The sequence below is a fragment of the Dysosmobacter sp. Phy genome, assembly GCF_054476235.1.
This window is the reverse complement of the sequence record NZ_CM136997.1, coordinates 2,864,834-2,887,023: the sequence shown is the minus strand read 5'-3', so window position 1 is coordinate 2,887,023 and position 22,190 is coordinate 2,864,834. Positions and strand designations below refer to the sequence as shown.

Below are 22,190 nucleotides of genomic sequence, written 5' to 3'. Positions count from 1 at the left end.
GGAGGCGGCATCACATCTCAGACGCTGCATCCTGGTCCCGGAAGAATTCTGCCAGGGCCTCCTGGGGCATGGGGCAGGCATAGTAGAATCCCTGGATCATGTCGGCGTTCTGTTCCGCCAGGTATTCGGCCTGCTCAGCGGTCTCCACGCCCTCCACGATCAGCGTCTTGTCCAGCCGGTGGAACAGCGTCAGCAGCGTCTCCGCCATCAGGCGGGAGCGCTGGTCTCCGGGCAGCCGGCGGATCAGGCTCCGGTCCAGCTTGATGCAGTCCAGCGGATAGTCCAGCACGCTGGAGAGGTTGGAATAGCCCACACCGAAATCGTCCATGTAGATCTCAAACCCCGCGGACTTCAGCGCTGCCAGCTGCCGCCGGGCGTGGCGGGCGTCGTGGAGCAGGAACCGCTCCGTGATCTCCAGCTTCACCCGGTCCGGCGTCAGGGCGTAGGCGTCCAGGATGGACAGCAGCCGGTGGGACAGGTCCTCGTCCAGCAGCTGCTGCATGGAGAGGTTCACAGTCACCGCCTTGAGCTGCGGAACGGTGCCGCCGCTGAGCAGGCGGCAGACCTCGTCCAGCACCAGCCACGTCAGATCGCCGATCATGCCGGTCTCCTCCGCCAGAGGAACAATGGTGTCCGGCGGGATGATGGTGCCCTCCTGGTCCATCAGACGCAGCAGGGCCTCCGCACTGCAAAAGCGATGCTCCCGGCAATTGTAAATGGGCTGATACCACACCCGGAACCGCCGCTCCTGGATGGATCGGCGCAGGGTTCCGATCAGACCCTGCTTGTGCCGCAGGCTGCGGGCGACCTGCTCGTCGAACCGGACGATGCCCCGGTCGGCCTTGGCCAGGGACAGGGCGTATTCCAGCTGCTCCAGCACTTGTTCGGCGGAGCTGCCAGGCTGATCTCCACAGCACAGGTCCGTCATGCAGAAATCAGACCGGCAGACCAGATCCCCCAGGACCCAGGGCTCCTGAAACCGGCAGCGCACGGCCTCCAGATCCCGGTCGGCCTGCTGCTGGGAGGTCCAGGGCAGCACCAGGGCAAAGGTGGTATTCCCCGGCCGGAAGGCCCGGCCCTGGGGAGAGAGACGCTCCAGATACTGGGCTGCCTCATACAGAACGGCGTCACCCACGGCGTGGCCGTGCTGGAGATTGATGTCCGACAGGGACAGCAGCGACACCATGATCACCTGGATGGACTGGCGTCCCGCGATCCGCAGGGATAGTTCCGTGAGGAAATTGTTGTGGCTGCGGACGCCGGTGAGACTGTCATGGTCGTTGGTGTGGCTCTGGAAGGCGATGAAGAGGATCAAAATAGCGGCGGCGCTGAGTGTGCCGTTGAGCAGGATCTCCGGGTAGCACAGCTGGAACAACGAGAGCGCAAGAATGAAGGGCAGCAGGCTGCGCATGACGTACACCATGTGGGTGGAGACGCTGCTGCGGTTGCGGAAGAAGCAGATTGCCAGCACCAGCAGTTCCAGAAAGAGAAAGCCGTAGCCGATCTGGTTCAGGGGACCCCGCTGGTAGTAGCCGTTTTCGTCAAAGTAGAACAGCAGGCCGGTGAAGGGCGTGGCCAGCGACAGGGCTGCAAAGGCTGCCGTCAGGGCCATCAGGACCCGCCGGGCGGAGCGCAGGCACCGGGAGCTGTACACATGTTCCAAAATCAGTATCAGCAGGAAATAGGCGAACAGGGAGCACATGGCGGCGCTGAGCAGGAAATACAGGGTGTTGAGGGCCATGTTCACCCACAGAGGGACCGCGTCCGGCCGGGCCAGAGTGAACACACACAGGATGTTCAGCAGGATGGAAGCCCCGGAAGAGAGGAGGCAGAATAAAAACAGCCTCCGCTTGCGGGTGAAGGCCACTTTCCGCTCGTAGCAGTAGTAGCGGACAAAGATGATGCCCAAAATGAACAGCGAAAAGAATTCCGCCAGCAAGGACCAACGGATCACAGCGCACACCTTCTTTTTTGGGAAATTATACAATATTATATCATAATACCGCACGGAACGTTGCATTTCAAGGAAAGAAACGCAAAAAAGCAAAAAGAATGCTACCGGGAGACAAAAAAATCTGAAAATTCTGTGAAAAATGCTTGCATTTCAAAGGGGACTGTGGTAAACTAAAGTTCGCTTTTGTGAGGTGAAAGCTTCCCAAGGGTAGTCTGGAAGAGAAAGAGGTGAACGAGAGCAATGAAGGAAGGAATCCATCCCAATTATCAGCAGACTACGATTACTTGCGCCTGCGGTAATGTGATTGAGACAGGTTCTACCAAGAAGGATATCAAGGTGGAAGTCTGCTCTAAGTGTCACCCCTTCTTCACGGGCAAGCAGAAGCTAGTGGATACCGGCGGACGCGTGGCCAAGTTCAACAAGAAGTTCGGCCTGGACAAGTAAGTCTGACACATCGAAAAGGGTCTGCTGCGTTTGTCAGCAGACCCTTTTTTTACTCCGTGGAAAACTTTACTTTTCCCGGCAAAGCGCATATACTAATGCAATGCATATGATTATCGCGACCATCTGCCAGGATCCGGAAAGGAGCGTTTTTTTATGAATCTGCATCCCGTGGAGCTGCAAACCCTGACGCCGGAGGTGCTGCGGGTATTCGGCGCCCAGCCGCCCCTGCTGACCGCCGGGGATAAGAGCGGCTGCAACACCATGACCATCGGCTGGTGCCAGATGGGCCAGCTGTGGAGCCTTCCGGTATGCACCGTGTACGTACGGCCGGAGCGGCACACCTTCTCCTTCATGGAGAGCAGCGACTATTTCACTGTCTCTGTCCTGCCGAAGGAACTGAAGCAGACCACCGCTTTCTGCGGCAGCCACAGCGGCCGGGATACCGACAAGATCGCCGCCTGCGGTCTGACGGTCCGCTACGGTGCCGGAGACGCCCCCTTCTTTGACGAGGCGGAGTGGGTCCTGGTGTGCCGGAAGCTCTATGTCCAGGACATGGACCCCGCCTGCGTCCTGCCGTCGGCGGAGGGGACCATCCTGCCCTACTATGGCGCCAAGGGCGGCTGGCACCGCATCTACACCGGACAGGTGGTGGAGGCCTACGCCCGGTAATTACCCAAAGGAAAGGGAATCGATGGAAAAAACGGAAACAATCAGAGACAAAGTGCTGCTGGTGGGCCTGAGCTCACCGGTGCTGAAAAAAGAGGAGAATGCCGACGAAGCCACACTGGAGGAGCTCAGCGCCCTGGTGGAGACCGCCGGGGCGGAGACCGTGGGCATGATGCTGCAAAACCGCCCCGCGCCGGACCCCCGCACCTTCATCGGCGAGGGCAAGGTGGCGGAGGCCAAGCTCTACTGTGAGAATACCGGCGCCACCATGGTGATCTTCGACAACGACCTGTCCCCCTCCCAGATGCGGGTGCTGACCCAGCTGCTGGGGGTCCAGGTCCTGGACCGGTGCGCCCTGATCCTGGACATTTTCGCCCAGCGGGCCCGGACCAAGGAGGGCCGCCTCCAGGTGGAGCTGGCTCAGTATCAGTATCTGCTGCCGCGCCTGACCGGCATGTGGACCCACCTGGAGCGCCAGGCGGGCACCAGCGGCAAGGGGCCCATCGGCTCCAAGGGCCCCGGCGAGACCCAGCTGGAGACGGACCGGCGCCACATCCACCGCAAGATCGACAAGCTCAAGGCGGACCTGGAGGAGGTGCGCCGGGTCCGGGGGACCCAGCGCCAGCGGCGGCAGAAGAACGAGATCCCGGTGGTGGCCATCGTGGGCTACACCAACGCGGGCAAGTCCACCCTGCTCAACCACCTGACCGGGGCGGACATCCCCGCCAACAACCGCCTGTTCGACACTCTGGACACCACCAGCCGCCTGCTGACCGTCTCCGACACGCTGGACGTGGTGATTTCCGATACCGTGGGCTTCATCCGCAAGCTGCCCCACCAGCTGGTGGAGGCCTTCAAGGCCACGCTGGAGGAGCTGGAATACGCGGACCTGCTGCTCCACGTCATTGACGTGTCCAATCCCGAGTGGCAGCAGCAGTCCCAGGTGGTGGAGAACCTGATTTTGGAGCTGGGCGCCGGGGAGCTGCCCCGGATCGACGTGTTCAACAAGTGTGACCAGCTCCCGCCGGGGGAGATCATGCCCCACGGCGAGGACATCGTGTCCATCTCCGCCCGCACCGGCGCTGGGGTGGATACGCTGCTGAAGAAGATTGCCGACCGGCTGGACAGCGGCAGCCGCCGCTGCGTGCTGCACCTGCCCTACGACAAGGGCGGCTTGCTGGATATGCTCTACCGGGAGGCCAAGGTGGAGTCCGTGGAGTACGGCGCCACCATCGACGTGACGGCGGTCTGCACGCCAAAGGTCCTGGGCCGGGTAGCGACCTACGCGGAGCCGCCCCAGTGACGGACATAGAAGAGGAGGACGGGCCGTGAGCGAGATTTGGGTGCCCTTTGATAACGCGGAGAGCGAGTTTGTGGAGAAGCGATCCCGCTTCATCGGACGGGTCTTTCATGTGGAGAGCGAGGCCGAGGCCCGCGCCCGGATCGAGGAGACGAAAAAGCGCCACTACGACGCCCGGCACAACTGCTGGTGCTACCTGCTGCGGCAGGGGAACACCGTCCGCTACTCCGATGACGGGGAACCCCAGGGCACAGCGGGCCAGCCCATGCTGAACGTGTTCCAGCGCCTGGGCGTCACGGACGTGTGCTGCGTGGTGACCCGGTACTTCGGCGGGATCCTGCTGGGGGCCGGGGGATTGACCCGGGCCTATTCCAAAGGGGCGCACGACGCCCTGGCCGCCGCCGGCATCTGCCGGCTGAGCCTTTGGACGCTGTGGACCGTGCCTTGCACCTATCCGCTGCTGGAGCGGGTGAAGCTGGAGATCGCCGAGCGCGGCGGCGTCATCCGGAACACGGAGTACGCCGCGGACATCCGATTGACCGCCGCCTTTCCCGAGGGCGGGGCGGAGATGTTTTCCGTCCGGCTGACAGAGCTGTCCGCCGGTGCTCTTTTCATGGAGGAGGCCGGCGAGGAGCTGCTGCCGGGCCCCCGCCGGGAGATCAGCTGAAAAACAAAGACCCGGGAGAACACTTGGTTCTCCCGGGTCCTTTTCGCCTCAGTCCGTGGCCCGCAGCTGATAGCCCAGCTCCTGGACCTTCTGCCGGATCTCGGACTGCCGGACACCGGTGGAATCGTAATCCACCGCCAGGCATCCGCCGGGGCTGACGCTGACGGAGGTCACCCCCGGCAGGCCGTCCAGCTCCCGTTTGATCCGCTTCACATCGTGGGCCCCGGTGGGGTCCTCCAGAGAAAAATACGTGCTCAGATGTGCCATATGCATGCCTCCTCCCGCCATAGCTTGCCCGGCGGAGGCGGGATTTATCGCTGGGCATAATCCGCGCCTGCTGGGACATACAATAGGGATATTGTATGATATCGGGAGGGATGGACGTGGAGCGGCTGCGCAATGCGGGACGGGAAGTCCTGCTGTTTTTGATGGGCGGCATGGGGTATTTCTGCCTGGAGCTGCTCTGGCGAGGCTGGAGCCACTGGACCATGGTGCTGGTGGGAGGACTGTGCTTCATCGGCGTGGGGCGCATCAACGAGGTGCTGGACTGGGACACGCCCCTGGTGCTCCAGGCGCTGATCGGCGCCGCGGTCATCACGGTCGTGGAGTTTGCCAGCGGGTGCGTGCTGAATCTGTGGCTGGGGCTGAACATCTGGGATTACAGCGATCTGCCGCTGAATGTGCTGGGGCAGGTGTGCCTGCTCTACGCGGTACTGTGGTATTTCCTGGCCCTGCCGGTGATCGTGGTGGACGACTATCTGCGCTGGCGGCTGTGCGGCGGCAGTTGGCCCCGCTACCGGCTGTTCCGAAGGAAACCGGCCTGAGAGACAGCCAAGCGCGGCGAAACTCTTTGGTTTCGCCGCGCTTGCAGCATGGATCATTTGCCGGTCTGCGATTTCTGAGAAGCAGGATCCTCCATTTGCTTGAGCAGGCGCCACAGGGTCACCCGGCTGATACCGAGCTCGGCCGCGGCGCGCGTCTTGTTGCCGTGACTGGCTTCCAGTGCCGAAAGCACGCGCTCCCGATCGCAGATCGGAGCGGGGGCTTGTCCGCCGCTTTCAGCCTGACTGATTTTTTTGCCGCCCAGCAGATGGACAAGCAGTTCGGAAGGAGAGGTGCCGGGTTGGAAGAGAACGGCGAACCGCTCGCAGAAATTTCGCAGTTCCCGGACGTTTCCGTACCAGGGCTGTGCCTGCAAAAGCGCGTAATCCGCCGGGGTCAGGTGAATCTCTGTGTGGAAGCCCTCCCGCTGCCGGAATTTTCGGATAAAGCTGTCCACCAGAGGCGGGATATCCTCCTTTCGCTCCCGCAGAGGAGGAATATTCAGCTGGAGCACATAGAGCCGGTAGTACAGATCCTGCCGGAATTTTCCCGCACGCACCAGATCTTCCAGATTTTTGTTGGTGGCTGCGATGACCCGGATGTCGATGGGGATGATCCGGCTGTCGCCCAGCCGCATGATCTCACGCTCCTGCAGGACTCGCAGGAGCCGCCCCTGGAGCCCCAGCGGAATCTCGGAGATTTCGTCCAGGAAGATCGTTCCCTTGTGCGCAATCTCGAACAGGCCTGCCTTTCCGCCCTTGGCGGCGCCGGTGAAAGCGCCCTCCACATAGCCGAACAGCTCGCTTTCCAATAGATTTTCCGGTAGGGCGGCACAGTTGAGGGCCACAAAATTGTTTTGAGAGCGGCGGCTGGCGGCATGGATGCTCTGGCTGACCAGCTCCTTCCCGGTTCCGGATTCTCCGACGATCACGATGTTGGAATCCGTTCTGGCGAAGGCCTTGGCCTCCTGCACGCACTCCAGCATTCTGGGGGCGCGGATGATCATTTGATCAAAACTGTATTTGGCACTGTGTCCCTTGTGGTGCAGGGTCATGCGGAGCTTGTCCTCAGTGGTCTGGATCTGCGAGGCGTTGAGGACTGTCACCACACTGCCGACGACGGCGCCGTGCATCAGCAATTCGACCTTCTTTACCGAAAGGTGCGTATTTTTATAGGGGATGATCTCGTCATATTCGCCGGAGAGCGAGAGGATCCTGTTCAGCGCAGGGGAGGAGAGCACCTCGGCGGCTTTCCGGCCCAGATAGTGTTCCCTGGTGGAGAGCTGCAGGATGCGGATGGCGGCGGCGTTCAGAAAGGAGACGCAGCCGTTTCGATCAATGGCAAACAGCCCTTCGTACGCGTTATCCAGCAGGGTCTGGAGGCTCAGAGCTTTCTCCCGCTCCGCAAGGCTGATCTTTGCAACCTGCTTGGCCTCTGCGATGGCATTCCAGAAGGTATCCCGACCGGAGAGGATCTGCATGGAGGGAATCCCCAGCTCCCGTGCCCGCTGACAGCCGATCTTTCCGCCGATGATCACCCGTTTTCCATCCCGGACCGCCCGCTCCACAGTCTGCCGGACCTCCTGATATGTGTTTTCTTTTAGTGTGTACGGGGTCACATTGACGCTGAGCTGCTCGCCAAGCTGCTCCACGCCCATGACCATGTTCTGGGTGCCCAGGATCGCGGCTGGCACGCCGCTGTAATTGTGGCGCAGGCGAAGCAGCATTTCCACGATATCCGAGCCGCTGACGATCAGTTCCACAAGCGGCACGGGGAAGGACCGCTTGCACAGGTCCAGATAGGTGCCGCCCCGGGCGATCATAACGTCGCACTCCGGCGTGTTGGTCAGGACTTCGTCTGTGGCTGCGGCGACGATCGTCTCCAGGAGGTAGTGCGTGTTGTCCTGCACCTGCCGTTTCATATAAGCAGTGTGTTCTTGAAAAACCTCCTGAGCCAAGGGCTCTGCCTCAGGGTAGGGAAGCGCGATGCCAATTCGAATCAAGGAAAGACCTCCTTTTGCCGCCGGGGGTTCATGGCGTGCACAATAGACTTGCTGCGACGGGAAGCTGCTGCGATATACTATAACAGAGATGTTTCAGTTTTACAAGGAAACGTTTCGGTGAAACAGTTTGTTAACGCTTGAAAAGGAAGGGGAAAGGTGGACTTTTCAAAGAAAAAAGAGAGGATCCGCGGGAACATATGAAGAAATCAGCTGGAGAGAAGAGATTGTTTCTGCGGCTGCTGAAACAAATTCAAAGGATGTAGTGAAAAATCTGACAAATTTGAAACAAGGTTTTTGGAGGCCTTCTTGGGAAGATGGATAAAATATTAACATTCTTTTTTGTAAAATGACGAAAAAAGCGAAGAAAAATTAGATATTATGAAAATGGCACGAAAAATGCTTATATATCCTGGCAGCTGTATCGGGTTCCTACGGACCCAAATCACAGTGCTGATTTACGAAGGAGGAAGATTCAATGAAAAAAACGAAGAAACTGCTTGCCCTGCTGCTGGCGCTGCTGCTCACCGGTTCTCTGCTGACGGCCTGCGGCGGTTCTGAGGATGAGGTTCAGGAGGACGCTCAGGATCAGACCACAGAGGATACCCAGTCCGGCGACAGCACCGAGACCGATTGGCCCACCAAGCCCATTCAGATGATCGTGCCCTTTGACGCCGGCGGCGACACGGACTTCAACGCCCGGCAATATGCAAAGTATCTGGAAGAGGAACTGGGCCAGCCTGTGGCGGTGAGCAATGTGGTGGGCAACAGCGGCATGCTGGCTGCCAAGGAGGTCTATGATGCGGACGCCGACGGTTATACCATCCTGTTCACCCATTCCTCCATTAACGTCAACACTGCCGCCGGTACTTCCGATATCGGCATTGAGGATTTTGAAATGGTGCGCGTCTGCGGCCGTCCTGCCGTGGAGGCCATTGCCGTCCGCAGCGACTCTCCCTATGAGACCCTGGACGATCTGGTGGCCGCTATCAAGGAAAATCCCGGCGACTTCATCGTGCCCGCTTCTATCGGCGCCACCTCTCACTATGCCTGCCTGCTGATGGAGAAGGCCTGCGGCGTGGAGCTGAACATCGTCAACTCCGGCGCCTCCAGTGACCGTACTGCCGGCCTGAAAGGCGGGAATTTCGAGTTCATCATCAATCCCTACGGCACCATGAAGTCCTTCATCGACAGCGGCGACTTCCGGATCCTGGCCACTGTGGGCGAGGAGCGCAGCTCTCAGTTCCCCGACATCCCCACCGCCAAGGAGCTGGGTTATGAGGACCTGGTTTCCGTGAACGCCTATTATATCCTGGTTCCCAAGGGTACTCCCGAGGCCATCATTGAAAAGCTGGGCGCTGCCATTGACGATATTTCCAACAACAATGAGGAGTACGCCACCGCCATTGCCGAGGCGTATTATCAGGACACCTTCCTGCTCAACCGCGAGGACTCCGTGGCTTACGCGCAGGATGAGCTGGCCCGTTTCATGGAGATGTCCGCGGAACTGAAGGGCGAATAAGCCGGCGCTCTGTAAAAATCAAAAGTTAACCATCAACCACAAAACTCCGCAGACGAGTGGACGAGCTCGCCTGCGGAATATTAGAGAAGAGAGGAGATGAAGCACGATGTTCCGTTATCGCCGCACCATTATGTCAGCCGGTGTCCTTGCGGTGTCGCTGTTTTATTTTATATATGCGCTGCTGTGCATCGAGTCGCGCCATGTGCGGGGTGTGCCGGATTCCGGGTTTATTCCGCGGATTGTGGGCGGTCTGCTGGTCATTCTGAGTGTCATCATGACGGTATCTGACTTCCGCAGGAACCGGAGGGAGCCGGACGAAGCCTCCAGCACGGAGAAAAAAGAGAACAGGAACGTCCTGGGCACCGCTGTGCTCCTGCTGGTCTACATTTGCCTGATCGAGCCCCTGGGCTTTTTGATCGCATCCGTCCTGTATCTGTTTGCGCAGTTCCTGTACCTCACGGAAGTGAGCAATCTTCGCCGTCCAAAGACGTATGTTTTGTATTTCGTGATTGCCCTGGTGGTATCCACCGGGATCTACTACCTGTTCCTGAACGTGTTCCACCTGATCCTGCCGGCAGGTATTTTGAAGTGAAGAGGGAGGTCGCAGTAAATGAGTATGATCCTTGAAGGTCTCCAGATGATCTTCACCCCCGGCTGCCTGCTGATCATGGCACTGGGCGTGGCCATCGGCATTATTTTCGGCGCGATCCCCGGCCTGTCCGCTACAATGGCCATTGCGCTGTTTCTGCCCATTACCTTTGAGATGGACGCTGCCCACGGCATCGCGCTGCTGCTGGCGCTGTATGTAGGCGGTATTTCCGGCGGACTGATTTCCGCCATATTGATCAACATTCCCGGCACGGCCGCCTCCATCGCCACCACCTGGGACGGACATCCCATGGCGTTGAAGGGCGAGGCGCCCAAGGCACTGGGCGTCGGCATCGTGTTCTCCTTCTTGGGGACGCTGTTCGGCGTCGTGCTGCTGATGGCCATTGCTCAGCCGATCGCTGATTTTGCCGTGACGTTCAGCCCCATGGAGTACTTTGCCATCGGCCTGTTTTCCATGACCATGGTCATCGGACTGTCCGGTGATTCCATTGTCCGCGGCTGCATCGCCGGATTGTTCGGCGTGGCACTGGGAACGGTGGGCCTGGCCCCCATCGACTCCGTCAAGCGGTATACTTTCGGAATTTACGACATGCAGTCCGGCTTTGATCTGCTGCCGGTGCTGATCGGCCTGTATGCGGTGACGGAGATCTTCATGCTCTCCAAGCACCGGGGCGAGGCGGCAGCGGACATGAGCGGCGAGGTGGATAAGAAGTCCCTGAAGATCAAGGGCTTCGGCTTTTCCATCAAGGAATTCAAGTCCCAGCTCGGAAATCTGGTCCGCTCCTCCGTGATCGGAGCCGCCGTTGGCATCCTGCCCGGCATCGGCGGCAGTGCCGCCAATGTTCTGGCCTACTCCGCTTCCAAGAGCGCCTCCAAGCACCCGGAGAAATACGGCACCGGCATCATCGACGGTATCGTCGCCTCGGAGACCTCCAACAACGCCTCCATCGGCGGCGCCATGGTCCCGCTCCTGACGCTGGGCATCCCCGGCGACACCAATACGGCCATGCTGCTGGGCGGCCTGATCGTTCAGGGTCTCGCCCCGGGACCCATGCTCTTCTCCACCAACGGCAGCTTTGTCTACGCCATCTACATCGCTCTGCTGCTGGCCAGCTTTGTCATGCTGATCGAGGAGTTTTTCGGTCTGCGGCTGTTCGTGAAGCTGCTGAACATCCCCAAGCACATTCTGCTGCCGGTGATTTTTGTGATGTGCGTGGTGGGCGCCTTTGCCACCAACAACCGCATGTTCGATGTATTCAGCATTTTTATCTTCGGCGCCATCGGCTATATCTTCAATATGGTGAAGCTGCCTCTGCCTCCCGTCATCCTGGGCTTCATCATGGGACCCATCGTGGAGGAGAAGCTGCGTTCCGGACTGATGTATACCAACGGCAACTTCTTCGCGTTCTTCCAGCGTCCTGTGACCGCCTGCTTCATGATCCTCACGATCCTGGTCCTTGTGTGGTGGGGGGTCAAGTATGTGCGGAAGATGCGCAGCAGCCGGAAAACGACAGCCTGAGAGGGGGATGCAGATGTACAACGCACATAAGATCACGGATAAAGTTGCCCAGGGAAAAATTGCCCTGGGATCCCACGTGGGCTTCGACAGTCCCTTTATCACCGAGATGATTGCCGGCTGCGGTTTTGATTTCATCTGGATCGATGGAGAGCACAGCGCCATTGACCGCAAGGACATCCAAAACCACCTGATGGCCTGCCGGGCCGCCGGAGCCGCCGGCATCGTGCGGGTCCCCTGGAATGACCCGGTCATCATCAAGGCGGTTCTGGATATGGGCGCCGACGGCATCGTGGTGCCCATGGTCTGCTCCTTGGAGGAGGCCAGACAGGCCGCCGCCGCCACCCACTATCCCCCCTACGGCATCCGCGGCATGGGTCCCAGGCGGGCCGTCAACTACGGCATCTGGGATAAGCAGGACTACGTGGACAACACCGACAAGTACGTCCTTACCATCGTGCAGATCGAGCATATCGACGTGGTGAAGGATCTGCCGGAAATTGCAAAGCTGCCCGGAATCAGCGGCTTTGTGGTGGGGCCCAACGACTTCTGCATGAGCATGAATACCCCGGAGCGGACCTACACCGTCAATGACCCGGAGGTCCGGGAGCAGTTCGACAAAATCGGTGAGGCCCTGGCTGGGAGCGGAAAGCTCTTTGGCGTCTCCGGTGCCTGCAGCGAGAGCTTCGTCCGGGACTGGGTCCGCAGGGGCGTCAACTACATCGCTATGAATTTTGACTTCAACTACATCGTCAGCGGCGCGCAGGGCGTCTTGCAGACTTCCCGCAGTGTGCTGGAAGCGATGGGAAAGGCATATTGAGATGAAATTGCTGACACGTGAGCAGCTGGAGGCGCTGTCGAGATTCGACACGCCGACCATCTGCAACGCTATCGAGGGCTTCGGCGTCCGGGGGCGGACGGAAGGCTTCACCCGGCCGGAGCTGCGGCTGCGTTCCGCCATGAGCGACAAGCCCATGGTGGGCTACGCCCGGACCGGTGTGATTTCGGCCCGGCATCCGGCCCGCCCGGAACACGCTGAGGTCATGGAAGCGTATTACCGTCAATACGAGGGATTCGATCTGCCCATGGTGGCCGCTATCCAGGATCTGGACCGGGTGCCTGTGGGTTCCTTCTGGGGCGATGTGCAGGCGACTGTCCACCGGGCCCTGGGCTGCATCGGCGTCATTACGGACGGCGGTGTGCGGGATATCGAAGAAGTCCGGAAGGTCGGCTTTTACATGTTCTCCAAAGAGGTCCTGATCTCCCACGCTTACATCCATATGGTGGAGGCCGGGACCGAGGTGGATATCTGCGGCATGACCGTGCGGCCCGGCGACCTCATCCATGCCGACCATCACGGAGCCATCGTGATCCCGGAGGAGATCGCCGGGGAGGTGGCGGAGGCCTGCGTCCGGGCAATGGATGCGGAAAATGCCCTGCTGGAGCCCTGCCGCGAGGCCATCGCCCGCGGCCAGCGGGTCACCGCCAGGGAGATCATGGTCTGGCGCAATGAGATGCAGCGCCGCCGGGCCTCCATTGCCGGCCGGAACTGACATGCTGCCAAGGCGCTGAAGTGCCTACCTGGGACGAGGCCTGCGTTTTTCCGCAGGCCTCGCCTTGTAAAGTAGAGGAATCCATAAGCTGAGCGGCGTTCCCCGTTCAGACGGGAAGCAGAAGAAGAGACACGGCCTTGGCCGTGTCTCTTTCTTCACAAGGGATGAGCGGTGCTTTCCGGATGCGGTCCACCGATCACTGCATGAAGGTGCCTTCCACCATCTGGTCGATGTAGGCCAGATACTGGTCCTGGACCTCCGCGGGGACCAGGTCGCTGAGGCCGCCGGCGGACAGAACGCCGTTCTGCATGGTGCCGTAGATGACCTCTCCGCCGAAGGTGCCGCTCTGCACGGCCTCCATGCAAAGTCCCACCAGAGAGGCGTTGTCGGTGACCTGGCTGCAGATGATGCACTCGTTCTGACCCAGCAGATCGGAGGGCTGGGCGATGTCGAAGATCTTCACGGAGCCGCTGGCGGCGTTGGCCTCGTCGATGGCCTGCCGGGCGCCGGAGTCCACGGCGGAGGCGTCGCCGAAGAACACGTCGGCGCCCTCGTCGATCATAGCCTTGGCGAACTCAATGCCCTTGTCGGAGGCGGAGAAGTCGCCGGAGTAGACGATGTCCAGGGTGCTGACGGTCTTGCCGGCCTGCTCGCCCACATAGGCGGCCGCCTCGGCATAGCCGTTGTACTTGCCCACGGTGGTGTCCAGCTCCATGCCGCCGATGAAGGCGATGGTGCCGGTCTCGGTCATGAGGCCCGCCAGAGCGCCGGCGATCCAGCCGACCTGCTGGGCGTCGGGCAGCAGGGAGGTGACGTTGCCGTTGACGGCCTGCTCAGGGGTGCCGGTGCCGCCGTTGAGCAGGGCGAAGGCCACATCCGGATACTCCTCGGCGGCCTGGAGAACAGCGTCGGTGTACTGGTTGCCGGGGGCGTAGATCAGGTCATAGCCCAGGTCGCAGTAGGTGACGATGGTCTCATAGTAGGCGGACTGGGCGATCATGTCGGAGACCTCGGTGGCCCAGCCGTGCTCAGCGGCAGCGTCCACCATAGCGTTGTAGCAGGACATGCCCCACCCGCCGTCGGAGATGCTGGAGTCGCAGATCATGGCCACCTTGTATTCTTTGTCTCCGCCAGACTCCTCGGTCTGGGCGCCGCCGTCATCGGCGGCCATGTCGCCGCCACCGCCGCCGCAGGCGGCCAGGGACAGGACCATCGCCAGGGATAAGAGCAGAGCAAACAGTTTTTTCATCATTCTTTCCTCCAATTCTTGTGATCCGTGGTTTGTGGTGCGTTCTATGCTCTAACAGCCGCGCAGGCGGCGGTTATTCCTCACTGATCCTCCCGCAGGTAGGGCTTGCCGGCGCCCTTGGGACCGGCCTTCTTCATGCCGATCAGGGCCAGCACCACCACCGTGGCGATGTAGGGGATCATCTGGAAGAACTGATAGGGGATGCCGAAGCTGCCCACCTGGAGGCGGATCTGCAGCGCGTCGCAGAAGCCGAAGAACAAACACGCCAGCAGCACGCCGGCGCCGGTCCAGCGGCCGAAGATCACCGCCGCCAGGGCGATGAACCCCCGCCCGGCCACGTTGCCGTCCACATAGGTGTTGGAGTAGCAGGTGGTGAGGTAGGCGCCGCCGATGCCGGCCAGGGCGCCGCAGATCACGCAGGCGGCGTACTTCACGCCGATCACGTTGATGCCCAGGGTGGCCGCGGCCTTGGGATACTCGCCCACGGCCTTGTAGTTGAGGCCGGACTTGGTCTTGTTGAAGTAGATGGCGGTGAAGATCACCAGACCGTAGGCCAGATACACCATGGGGGGCTGATCCAGCAGGAGCTTGAGCAGGAAGTTGTCGGTGCTGATGCCCAGGGTGGCGGAGAGGTTGTTCATCAGCGTCACCTGCACCAGGGTGCTGCCGGCGCCGAAGTAGACCCGGTAGATGAAGGCCGCCAGGGCCGGGGCGAAGATGTTGATGGCCATGCCGTAGACGATCTGCTCAGCGCAAAGCGTTACGGTGGCATAGGCAAAGACCAAGTTCACCAGGATGCCCACCGCCGCGCCGGCCGCCACACCCAGCATGGGGCTGCCGGTGATGAGGCTCACCAAAAAGCCCGCCAGGGAGCCGATGGCGGCCAGACCCTCCAGGCCGATGTGGACCAGGCCTGCCCGCTGGGAGTACAGCTCCGCCAGGGACAGGAAGATCAGGGGCGTGGCCATGCGGATGCTGGCCAGCAGCAGATTGGAGATGAATTCCCAACTCATGACGTAGCGGCCTCCTTTCTGGTAAAGAGGCGGTCAATGGCCGCCTTGAACTGGGGCAGCTTCACCATGGCGAGGCCCGCCACGGTGAACACGATCACCAGGGCCTGGATGATGTCCGAGACGCTGGTGGGCACGCCGGTGGCCGCCTGCATGGTGGTGGAGCCCACCCGCAGCGCCGCGAAGAAGATGGCCACCAGGATGGTCGCCAGGGGGTGGAGCTGGGCGATCAGGGCCATGGCCACGCCGTCGAAGCCGTAGCCGGAGGCGAAGCCGTTGATGAGCCGGTACTGGGTGCCCAGCAGCTCCGCGCTGCCGCCCAGGCCCGCGATGACGCCGGAGACCACGAAGCTGAAGAGGATGTACCGCTTGACCGCGAAGCCGTTGAACTCCGCCGCCGTCATGTTCAGTCCCACCGCCCGCAGCTGGAAGCCCTTGGAGGTGTAGAACAGGAAGTAGTAGACCAGAAGGCCCGCCGCGATGGCGATGACGAAGGCCGTGGTGGCCCGCAGGCCGAACAGGCGGCTGAGCTTGGTGGCGTCCGGGACGGACATGGTCTGGGGCACGCTGCCCTCCCGCAGCCAGTTGGTGTACACCACGCCCATGAACAGGGTGGCCACGTAGTTGAGCATGATGGAGATGATCATTTCGTTCTGGCCCCGGTAGACCTTGAGAAGGCCCGGGATCAGCGCCCACAGACCGCCGGCAACAGCCCCGGCGATCAGGCACAGGATGATGGCGGGGAGGCCCTCGATCCCGCTCTGGGTGGCCACATAGCAGCAGACCACGGAGCCGATGATGAACTGGCCCTCGCCGCCCAGGTTGAACACGCCGCAGCGGTAGGCAAAGCAGGCGCAAAGGCCCGTAAAGATCAGGGGCGTTGCCCGGGACAGCGTGGTGCCCACGTTGCGCAAGTTGCCGAAGGCACCGGTCCACAGGGACTGCAGCGCCGTCAGGGGATTGGCGCCCAGGAAGGCCATGACCGCGCAGCCGATGGCGAAGGCCAGCAGCACGGAGACCACCGGCACCAGCACGCAGATCAGCTTGTTGCTGTTTTTCATATCCGTGTCTCCCTCCTCACTTGCCGGCCATGGCCAGACTGATGTCCTGGATGGGCGGTTCCTTGCCGGAAAAGACACCCATCACCTGTCCCTCGAACATGACCACGATCCGGTCGGAGACCTCCAGGATCTCGTCGAAGTCGGCGGAGATCAGCAGCACGCCGCAGCCCTTTTCACGGGCCTCGATCATGGTGTCGTGGACGAAGCGGGTGGCGCCGATGTCCAGACCCCGGGTGGGGTGGACCGCCACCAGCAGGTCCGGGTGGCCCTCCAGCTCCCGGGCCAGGATGACCTTCTGCTGGTTGCCGCCGGAGAGGTTCCGGGTCTCCTGGTCCACGGAGGTGCAGCGGATGTCGTATTTCTCCCGCATCTTCTCCGCATACTCCCGGATGGCCCGCTTTTTCAGCCGGAAGCCCCAGGCGGAGGAGAACTGGGGGGTGTCCGTGGATTTGAGGACGATGTTCTCCTGGATGGACATGCTGCCGATGAGGCCCATCTTGTTCCGGTCTTCGGGGATGTGAGACACGCTCTCCAGAATAAAGCCGTTGGGGGTGAACTGGGCCACCCGGGACCCCTTCAGGTCCACGTGGCCGGCGTCCGGCGTCAGCACGCCGGTGACCACCTGGGCCAGCTGGCTCTGGCCGTTGCCGTCCACGCCGGCGATGCCCACGATCTCGCCCCGGCCCACGGTCAGGGACACGCCGCTGAGGCCGTTGTGCTTGGACTCCTTGTGGTAGTCCACCTTCTCCAGGGACACCACCGGCTCTCCCGGGGCGGTGATCTTCTCGTAGTGGGAGGGGGTCAGCTCCCGGCCGATCATCAGGTTGGCCAGCTCCTCGCCGTTGGTGTCGTCCCGGTTCAGGGTGCAAACGGTCCGGCCTGCCCGGAGAATAGTGATCCGGTCGGAGATCCGCATGACCTCCCGCATCTTGTGGCTGATGAAGATGATGCTCTTGCCCTCGCCGGTGAGCTTGCGCATGATGTCGAACAGGCCCTCCACCTCGATGTCCGTCAGGGCGGCGGAGGGTTCGTCCAGGATCAGCAGCTCCGCACCCCGGTACAGGGCCTTGAGGATCTCCACCCGCTGCTGGGCGCCCACGGCGATCTCCGTGATGGGTTTGTCCAGTTCCACGTCCAGGCCGTACCGGGCGGAGAGCTCCAGGATCTCCTTTTTCCGGGCCTCCCGGTCGATAAAGATCCCCTTCGTGTTCCGGTCGCCCAGGATGATGTTCTCAAAGACCGTCATGGCCTCCACCAGCATGAAATGCTGATGGACCATGCCGATGCCCAGCTTCACCGCCTGGGCGGGGGAGTCGATGCGGACCTTTTTGGCGTCTAAGTAGATGGCGCCCTCTGTGGGCTGGTACAGCCCGATGAGGACGTTCATCAGCGTGGACTTGCCGGCGCCGTTCTCGCCCAGCAGGGTGTGGACCTCGCCCCGCCGGACGGTGAGGTCGATCTCCCTGTTGGCGTAGAAGTCGCCGAACCGTTTGCTGACGTGCTCCATTCTCAGGAATTCATCCAACGTCCATCCCTCCTTCATGGGTGCTCATCCCGCCGGGACAGGCGGGCGAGCATCAGTTGCTTTTTCTCCTGCAAGGTGTAGATCATGGGCTCCGCCCAGGAGTACTGCCGCAGAAAATCCCCCTGGAAATGGCAGATGGCGTCCTCGTCCCCCTCCAGAAAGCGCTGGTAGTCGGAGTCCACCAGCTCCAGCCGCAGCTGAAGGCTCCCCCTGGCCCGGAGGATCAGCTCCTCCGCGGCGCAGTCCCGGAGCGTGTCCGTCAGCTCCTTGATGGTGCGGCGGTAGCCGGTGCTGTCGGCTCCGGCGGCCTCCTCGCCCCAGAGGCACTCCACGATCTCGTGAATGGACACGGGACAGCCCTGCCGGTACAGGCACAGGGCCATCAGCTCCTTGGCCTTGGCGGAGCGGAAACGGACCGGCTCCCCGTCCACCAGCATATCGAAGGAGCCGAAGGTGCGGAAGAAAAACCGCTTGCTCTGCCGCCGGCGCAGGAGCTTGGCCCGCTCCATGACGTCGGCGATGTCCTCCCGGTCAAAGGGCTTGAAGATCATGTAGTCCGCCTTCATCCGCAGGGCGTCCACGGCGAACTTGGGATGGGCCGTGGCAAAGACGATGATGATGTCGCCCCGGATCTGCCGCAGGCGCTGGGCCAGCTCCATGCCGTTCATGCCGGGCATGTCGATGTCCAGCAGAGCAAAGTCCACCACATGGCCGGCGGCATAGGCGATGGCCTGGTCGGGGTCCGTGAATTTGCCCACGATCTCAAAGTCGGGCATGTCGGCGCATTTCAGCTCGAACAGCTGCAGGTCCAGCAGCATGTCGTCCACCAGGATGGTCTTCAAAGCGCCTCACCTCCCTTTTCTATGTAGATTATACCAAATGAAGCGTACGGGAACCGTACGCTTCATTGTGGATATTGTATAGAATTTGTCAAAAATTGATCTGCACTCTTCTGATAGGACAGCACCACCCGCGTGCCCTGTCCCGGGGCGCTTTCGATCTCGATGCCGCAGCCGGGGAAACGGCTGAGCCGGCGGCGCACATTGCCAAGGCCGATGGAGCCTGCCTCCGTAGCCGCGGTGGGGTCGAAGCCCGGGCCGTCGTCGGCCACGGTGACGCGCCAGTGGGTCGGCGTCTCGTCCAGGGTGAGAGTGACGGTGCCGCCGCCCACCTTGGGCTTGATGCCGTGGAGGATGGCGTTCTCCACCACCGGCTGGATGGTCAGCACCGGCAGGGGGAAGTCCGCTTCCGGCGGCACATGGTAGACCATGGTCAGCCGCTTGCCCAGCTGGGCTTGGTTGATGTCGGCATAGGCCCGCACCGCCCGCAGTTCCTCCCGGAAGGAGCCCATGCCCCCGGCGGCGGTGGCCGCGTCCAGGGTGAAGCGCAGATATCGCGCGAAATCCCCGGCCATTTTGTAGGCGGCGTCGGGCTGCAGGACGATCAGGGCCTGGAGAGAGTTGAGGGTGTGGTAGAAGAAATGGGACCGGATCTGGCTGAGGAGCATATCGGTCTGCTCGTGCTCCAGCTGGGTCTGGAGCTGGAGGATCTCCCGCCGGGCAGCCTCGGCCCGCATCAGCCGTACACGTTCCAGGTTGTAAGTGCCCGCTGCGGCCAGCAGGCTCAGCAGCAGTCCGATGGTCAGGTACAGCCACAGACTGGGCCGGGCATACCAGGGCCGCAGGGGAGAGAGGGTGATGGTCCAGTCGGCGTTGAACAGCTCCTGCCGGAGCGTCACCGACTGCCATCCGCTCCGGGGCGCCGTCTCCGACATCAAAATGGTCTGCCGCTCCCCGGTGTCCGGATTGATCCGCCAGACCTCGCAGGCAAAGCCCTGGTCGCTGACCCGCTCCACCGGGCTGCCGGAGAGGACCTCCGGGAAGTCCAGCGTCACGGAGACGATGCCCCAGAAGGTCCGCTGTCCGGCGGCATCCTCCAGATATACCGGCAGCCGCCCGGCGATGCCCAGGCCTCCCTGAACCAGCTCGAAGGGACCGGCGATATAGAGCTCGCCCTTTTCCATGGCGGCCCGGGCCTCCAGATTTCCCGCGCCCTCCTCGTTCATATCCAGGCCCATGGCGCTCTCGTTGCCAGCCAGGGGATAGATCGCCTCCACCACGCCGCCGGGAGCGAAGAGCACGTTCCGCACGAACCGCTCCCGCAGCAGAATGGGAGCGACCTTTTCAAAGCCCTGGTAAGAGCCGCCGGTCTGGATCAGATAGGCCTCCAGCACCCGGGTCTTTCCCATTTCGGAGAGCAGCGTCTCATAGGTCTCCGAGCCGATGGACTGGGCGATATGGGACATGCGGTCCCGGTCCTGCTGGATGGCGCCGTATTCCATGTACGCGGTCAGCAGCAGCGCCGCTGCCAGCACCAGGGCGAACACGCCGCCGGCGTGGACCCACAGCCGGTGTTCGTTTTTTCGATCCTCCATGGCGGCGCCTCCCTTCCGCCTCCAGCATACGGTATTTTTTGCCGTTTGTAAAGCCGGAGAGAGCGCCGGGAGCCGGAAGAAAATTTTCTGCGGAAAATGAGACGTTCGGCTGGAAAACCCGGTATTATAGGTGAAAGGCCTTTCCGGGAAAAACAAGAACAGGAGACATGCCCATGCTGACGGAAGCGGAATTCAACGAAGCCGCTGAGCGGTATTTGAATATGGTGTACCGCATTGCCCTGAACTGGTTCGGCAACGTCCCCGACGCGGAGGACGCCGCCCAGGAGGTGATGCTGCGGCTGTGGAGGAGCGGTCCGCCGCCGGGGGAGGAGGAGCGGCTGCGATACTGGCTGGCCCGGGTCAGCGTCAATGTCTGCAAGGATCTCTCCCGCACGCCCTGGCGGCTCCACACCGTTTCTCTGGAGGAAGCGGCGGAGCCTCTGGCGCCGGAACCGGAGGACCGGCAGGTGCTGGAAGAGGTCCTGCGCCTGCCGAAGAAATACCGCGTCCCCCTGTACCTCCACCACTACGAGGGTTACTCGGCGGCGGAGGTGGGGGCCATGCTGGGCTTGAATGTCTCCACCGTCCGGACCCGGCTGGACCGGGCCCGGCGGAAGCTGAGACAACAGTTGGAGGAGGGCTGAACCATGCGGACGAAGTATCAGCGGGCCTTTGACCATGTGGCCGCCTCCCACCGGCTGAAGGAGGAGGTACGAAATATGACGAAGCAGGAGCGGCGCGCGCTGCACCGGCAAGTGCCCAAGACCCTGCTGGCGGCGGTCCTGGTGGTGCTGCTGCTGGCCGGGACGGCGCTGGCCGTCAGCACCCCGGGCATCCAGGACTGGTTCCGCCAGTACTGGCAGGAGGCCACCGGCCAGACGAAGATGGATAAGGGCCAGGCCGCCGCCGTGGACGGCCTGACCCAGAGCGTGGGCAGCCAGGCCGCCGGGCAGGAGCGGGAGGAGGATGTCATCGTGGAGCTCCCCGGGGCGGTCGGGGAGGAGACGGCCCCCGCAGCGGGGCCGGAGAGCGGAACGTCATCTCCGGCATCCCGGGAGGAGAATGCCGCCGGCCCGGAGGATACGGCACAATCCCCGGCCGCCGAAGCGGCGGCCGCGGCGTCGGAGGTCACGGTGACGGTGGATTCCGTCACTGCCGGAAAGTCAAATCTGTGGATCCTGCTCCATGTGAGCGGCGATTACCAGCCGGGAAAGCACTACTCCTTCTGGTCCGGATGGCTGGAGGGCGCGCCTGAAAAGAGCTTTGAGGAAGTAGGGATCGTGGTCAGCACCGGGATCATTTTCTCCCGGGACAACACACGGGTCCGGGAGGACGGCAGTCTGGAGATGCTGGTGCGCTATGAGAGCCCGGACCCCACCGCGGACCTGACGGAGAGCCGGGACATGACATTGGAGCTGGAGGACCTGAGAGCAGACGGGGAGGTGCTGGTGAAGGGCCGCTGGGAGGTGCCCATCTCCCTGTCGGCCACGGAGACCCAGCCGCCCCTGGTGCTGGAGAACGTGACGCTGCCGCTGACGGAGGACGGCGTCACCCGGCAGGTGACCTATCAGAAGGTGGAGGTCACCTCCACCGGCGTGCAGCTGACCTGCGCGCCCCAGGACTGGAAAAACGCTCTGGCGTTCTATGATATGGTCCTGGTACTGAAGGACGGTTCGGAGGTCGCTACTGAGGGCGGCCGCGCCAACTGGGTGGGCGAGGCCGATGTCAGCCCTTATGTGGGCAGCTTCGCCTGGAAGATGCCGGTGGACCTGGACCAGGCCGCCGCCCTCCGGTTCAGGGAGACGACAGTGCCTTTGGCCTGAGAAGCGAGAAGCAGCGGGACGGAATGCTCCGTCCCG

General features: G+C 61.9%; 22 protein-coding genes. 13 read left to right on the top strand and 9 right to left on the bottom strand.

The window, feature by feature from the left end:
* Positions 1–10: 10 nt before the first annotated feature.
* Positions 11–1,954, bottom strand: a complete 1,944-nt coding sequence (locus ACVDHE_RS14365) for an EAL domain-containing protein (RefSeq protein ID WP_458884949.1) — start codon at positions 1,952–1,954, stop codon at positions 11–13.
* Between the two features lie 240 nt (positions 1,955–2,194).
* Between ACVDHE_RS14365 and rpmE the strand changes: the two genes are divergently transcribed.
* The 4 genes from rpmE to ACVDHE_RS14345 all read left to right on the top strand — a co-directional run bounded on the left by rpmE (position 2,195) and on the right by ACVDHE_RS14345 (position 5,031).
* Positions 2,195–2,398 (top strand): 50S ribosomal protein L31, encoded by a 204-nt coding sequence (rpmE, locus tag ACVDHE_RS14360; protein WP_021748737.1) that lies wholly within the window; start codon positions 2,195–2,197, stop codon positions 2,396–2,398.
* 153 nt (positions 2,399–2,551) lie between these two features.
* On the top strand, positions 2,552–3,067 hold the full coding sequence (locus ACVDHE_RS14355; RefSeq protein ID WP_213038647.1) for a flavin reductase family protein: 516 nt from the start codon (positions 2,552–2,554) through the stop codon (positions 3,065–3,067).
* A 22-nt stretch (positions 3,068–3,089) separates the two neighbouring features.
* Positions 3,090–4,367: a GTPase HflX gene (gene hflX, locus ACVDHE_RS14350; RefSeq protein ID WP_213038646.1), complete on the top strand. Its 1,278-nt coding sequence runs from the start codon at positions 3,090–3,092 to the stop codon at positions 4,365–4,367.
* Between the two features lie 25 nt (positions 4,368–4,392).
* Positions 4,393–5,031, top strand: coding sequence for a YigZ family protein (locus ACVDHE_RS14345; protein ID WP_458884948.1), 639 nt, complete (start codon positions 4,393–4,395; stop codon positions 5,029–5,031).
* Between the two features lie 48 nt (positions 5,032–5,079).
* Here the strand turns inward: ACVDHE_RS14345 and ACVDHE_RS14340 are convergent, their stop codons facing one another.
* Positions 5,080–5,298, bottom strand: a complete 219-nt coding sequence (locus tag ACVDHE_RS14340) for a heavy-metal-associated domain-containing protein (RefSeq protein WP_213038644.1) — start codon at positions 5,296–5,298, stop codon at positions 5,080–5,082.
* Positions 5,299–5,393: 95 nt separating this feature from the next.
* Here ACVDHE_RS14340 and ACVDHE_RS14335 point away from each other — a divergent pair, with 95 nt between their 5' ends.
* Positions 5,394–5,855 (top strand): putative ABC transporter permease, encoded by a 462-nt coding sequence (locus ACVDHE_RS14335; RefSeq protein ID WP_458884947.1) that lies wholly within the window; start codon positions 5,394–5,396, stop codon positions 5,853–5,855.
* A 53-nt stretch (positions 5,856–5,908) separates the two neighbouring features.
* On the opposite strand, the gene ACVDHE_RS14330 is transcribed toward ACVDHE_RS14335, so the two are convergent.
* Positions 5,909–7,774, bottom strand: coding sequence for a sigma 54-interacting transcriptional regulator (locus ACVDHE_RS14330; RefSeq protein WP_458884946.1), 1,866 nt, complete (start codon positions 7,772–7,774; stop codon positions 5,909–5,911).
* 208 nt (positions 7,775–7,982) lie between these two features.
* Between ACVDHE_RS14330 and ACVDHE_RS14325 the strand changes: the two genes are divergently transcribed.
* The 6 genes from ACVDHE_RS14325 (at position 7,983) to ACVDHE_RS14300 (ending at position 13,052) form a co-directional block, all read left to right on the top strand.
* On the top strand, positions 7,983–8,177 hold the full coding sequence (locus tag ACVDHE_RS14325) for a hypothetical protein (protein ID WP_458884945.1): 195 nt from the start codon (positions 7,983–7,985) through the stop codon (positions 8,175–8,177).
* Positions 8,178–8,330: 153 nt separating this feature from the next.
* Positions 8,331–9,374, top strand: coding sequence for a tripartite tricarboxylate transporter substrate binding protein (locus tag ACVDHE_RS14320; protein ID WP_418724970.1), 1,044 nt, complete (start codon positions 8,331–8,333; stop codon positions 9,372–9,374).
* Positions 9,375–9,480: 106 nt separating this feature from the next.
* Entirely contained in the window at positions 9,481–9,966 is a 486-nt protein-coding gene (locus ACVDHE_RS14315; RefSeq protein WP_458884944.1) for a tripartite tricarboxylate transporter TctB family protein, read from the top strand.
* An 18-nt stretch (positions 9,967–9,984) separates the two neighbouring features.
* Positions 9,985–11,502 carry a tripartite tricarboxylate transporter permease gene (locus ACVDHE_RS14310; RefSeq protein WP_249539298.1) on the top strand — a complete coding sequence of 506 codons (1,518 nt, stop codon included), beginning with the start codon at positions 9,985–9,987 and terminating at the stop codon, positions 11,500–11,502.
* A 13-nt stretch (positions 11,503–11,515) separates the two neighbouring features.
* Positions 11,516–12,319 carry an HpcH/HpaI aldolase family protein gene (locus tag ACVDHE_RS14305; protein WP_213038638.1) on the top strand — a complete coding sequence of 268 codons (804 nt, stop codon included), beginning with the start codon at positions 11,516–11,518 and terminating at the stop codon, positions 12,317–12,319.
* A 1-nt stretch (position 12,320) separates the two neighbouring features.
* A complete protein-coding gene (locus ACVDHE_RS14300) occupies positions 12,321–13,052 on the top strand; it encodes an RraA family protein (protein ID WP_213038637.1) in 732 nt (243 codons plus the stop codon).
* A 196-nt stretch (positions 13,053–13,248) separates the two neighbouring features.
* On the opposite strand, the gene ACVDHE_RS14295 is transcribed toward ACVDHE_RS14300, so the two are convergent.
* From ACVDHE_RS14295 to ACVDHE_RS14270, 6 genes are all read right to left on the bottom strand, one after another.
* Complete coding sequence (locus tag ACVDHE_RS14295) at positions 13,249–14,301, bottom strand: BMP family protein (RefSeq protein WP_458884943.1); 1,053 nt, start codon at positions 14,299–14,301, stop codon at positions 13,249–13,251.
* Positions 14,302–14,381: 80 nt separating this feature from the next.
* Entirely contained in the window at positions 14,382–15,314 is a 933-nt protein-coding gene (locus ACVDHE_RS14290) for an ABC transporter permease (RefSeq protein WP_213038635.1), read from the bottom strand.
* Positions 15,311–16,372 carry an ABC transporter permease gene (locus tag ACVDHE_RS14285; protein WP_213038634.1) on the bottom strand — a complete coding sequence of 354 codons (1,062 nt, stop codon included), beginning with the start codon at positions 16,370–16,372 and terminating at the stop codon, positions 15,311–15,313. The genes ACVDHE_RS14290 and ACVDHE_RS14285 overlap by 4 nt, the downstream gene beginning before the upstream one ends.
* A 16-nt stretch (positions 16,373–16,388) precedes the next feature.
* A complete protein-coding gene (locus ACVDHE_RS14280) occupies positions 16,389–17,897 on the bottom strand; it encodes an ABC transporter ATP-binding protein (protein ID WP_458884942.1) in 1,509 nt (502 codons plus the stop codon).
* A 14-nt stretch (positions 17,898–17,911) separates the two neighbouring features.
* Positions 17,912–18,739: a response regulator gene (locus ACVDHE_RS14275; protein ID WP_418724975.1), complete on the bottom strand. Its 828-nt coding sequence runs from the start codon at positions 18,737–18,739 to the stop codon at positions 17,912–17,914.
* A gap of 62 nt (positions 18,740–18,801) precedes the next feature.
* A complete protein-coding gene (locus ACVDHE_RS14270) occupies positions 18,802–20,331 on the bottom strand; it encodes a histidine kinase (RefSeq protein ID WP_458884941.1) in 1,530 nt (509 codons plus the stop codon).
* Between the two features lie 173 nt (positions 20,332–20,504).
* Here ACVDHE_RS14270 and ACVDHE_RS14265 point away from each other — a divergent pair, with 173 nt between their 5' ends.
* Together ACVDHE_RS14265 and ACVDHE_RS14260 are read left to right on the top strand one after the other, a co-directional pair.
* On the top strand, positions 20,505–20,975 hold the full coding sequence (locus ACVDHE_RS14265) for an RNA polymerase sigma factor (RefSeq protein WP_325227240.1): 471 nt from the start codon (positions 20,505–20,507) through the stop codon (positions 20,973–20,975).
* 3 nt (positions 20,976–20,978) lie between these two features.
* Entirely contained in the window at positions 20,979–22,154 is a 1,176-nt protein-coding gene (locus tag ACVDHE_RS14260) for a hypothetical protein (RefSeq protein ID WP_213038630.1), read from the top strand.
* Positions 22,155–22,190 lie beyond the last annotated feature (36 nt).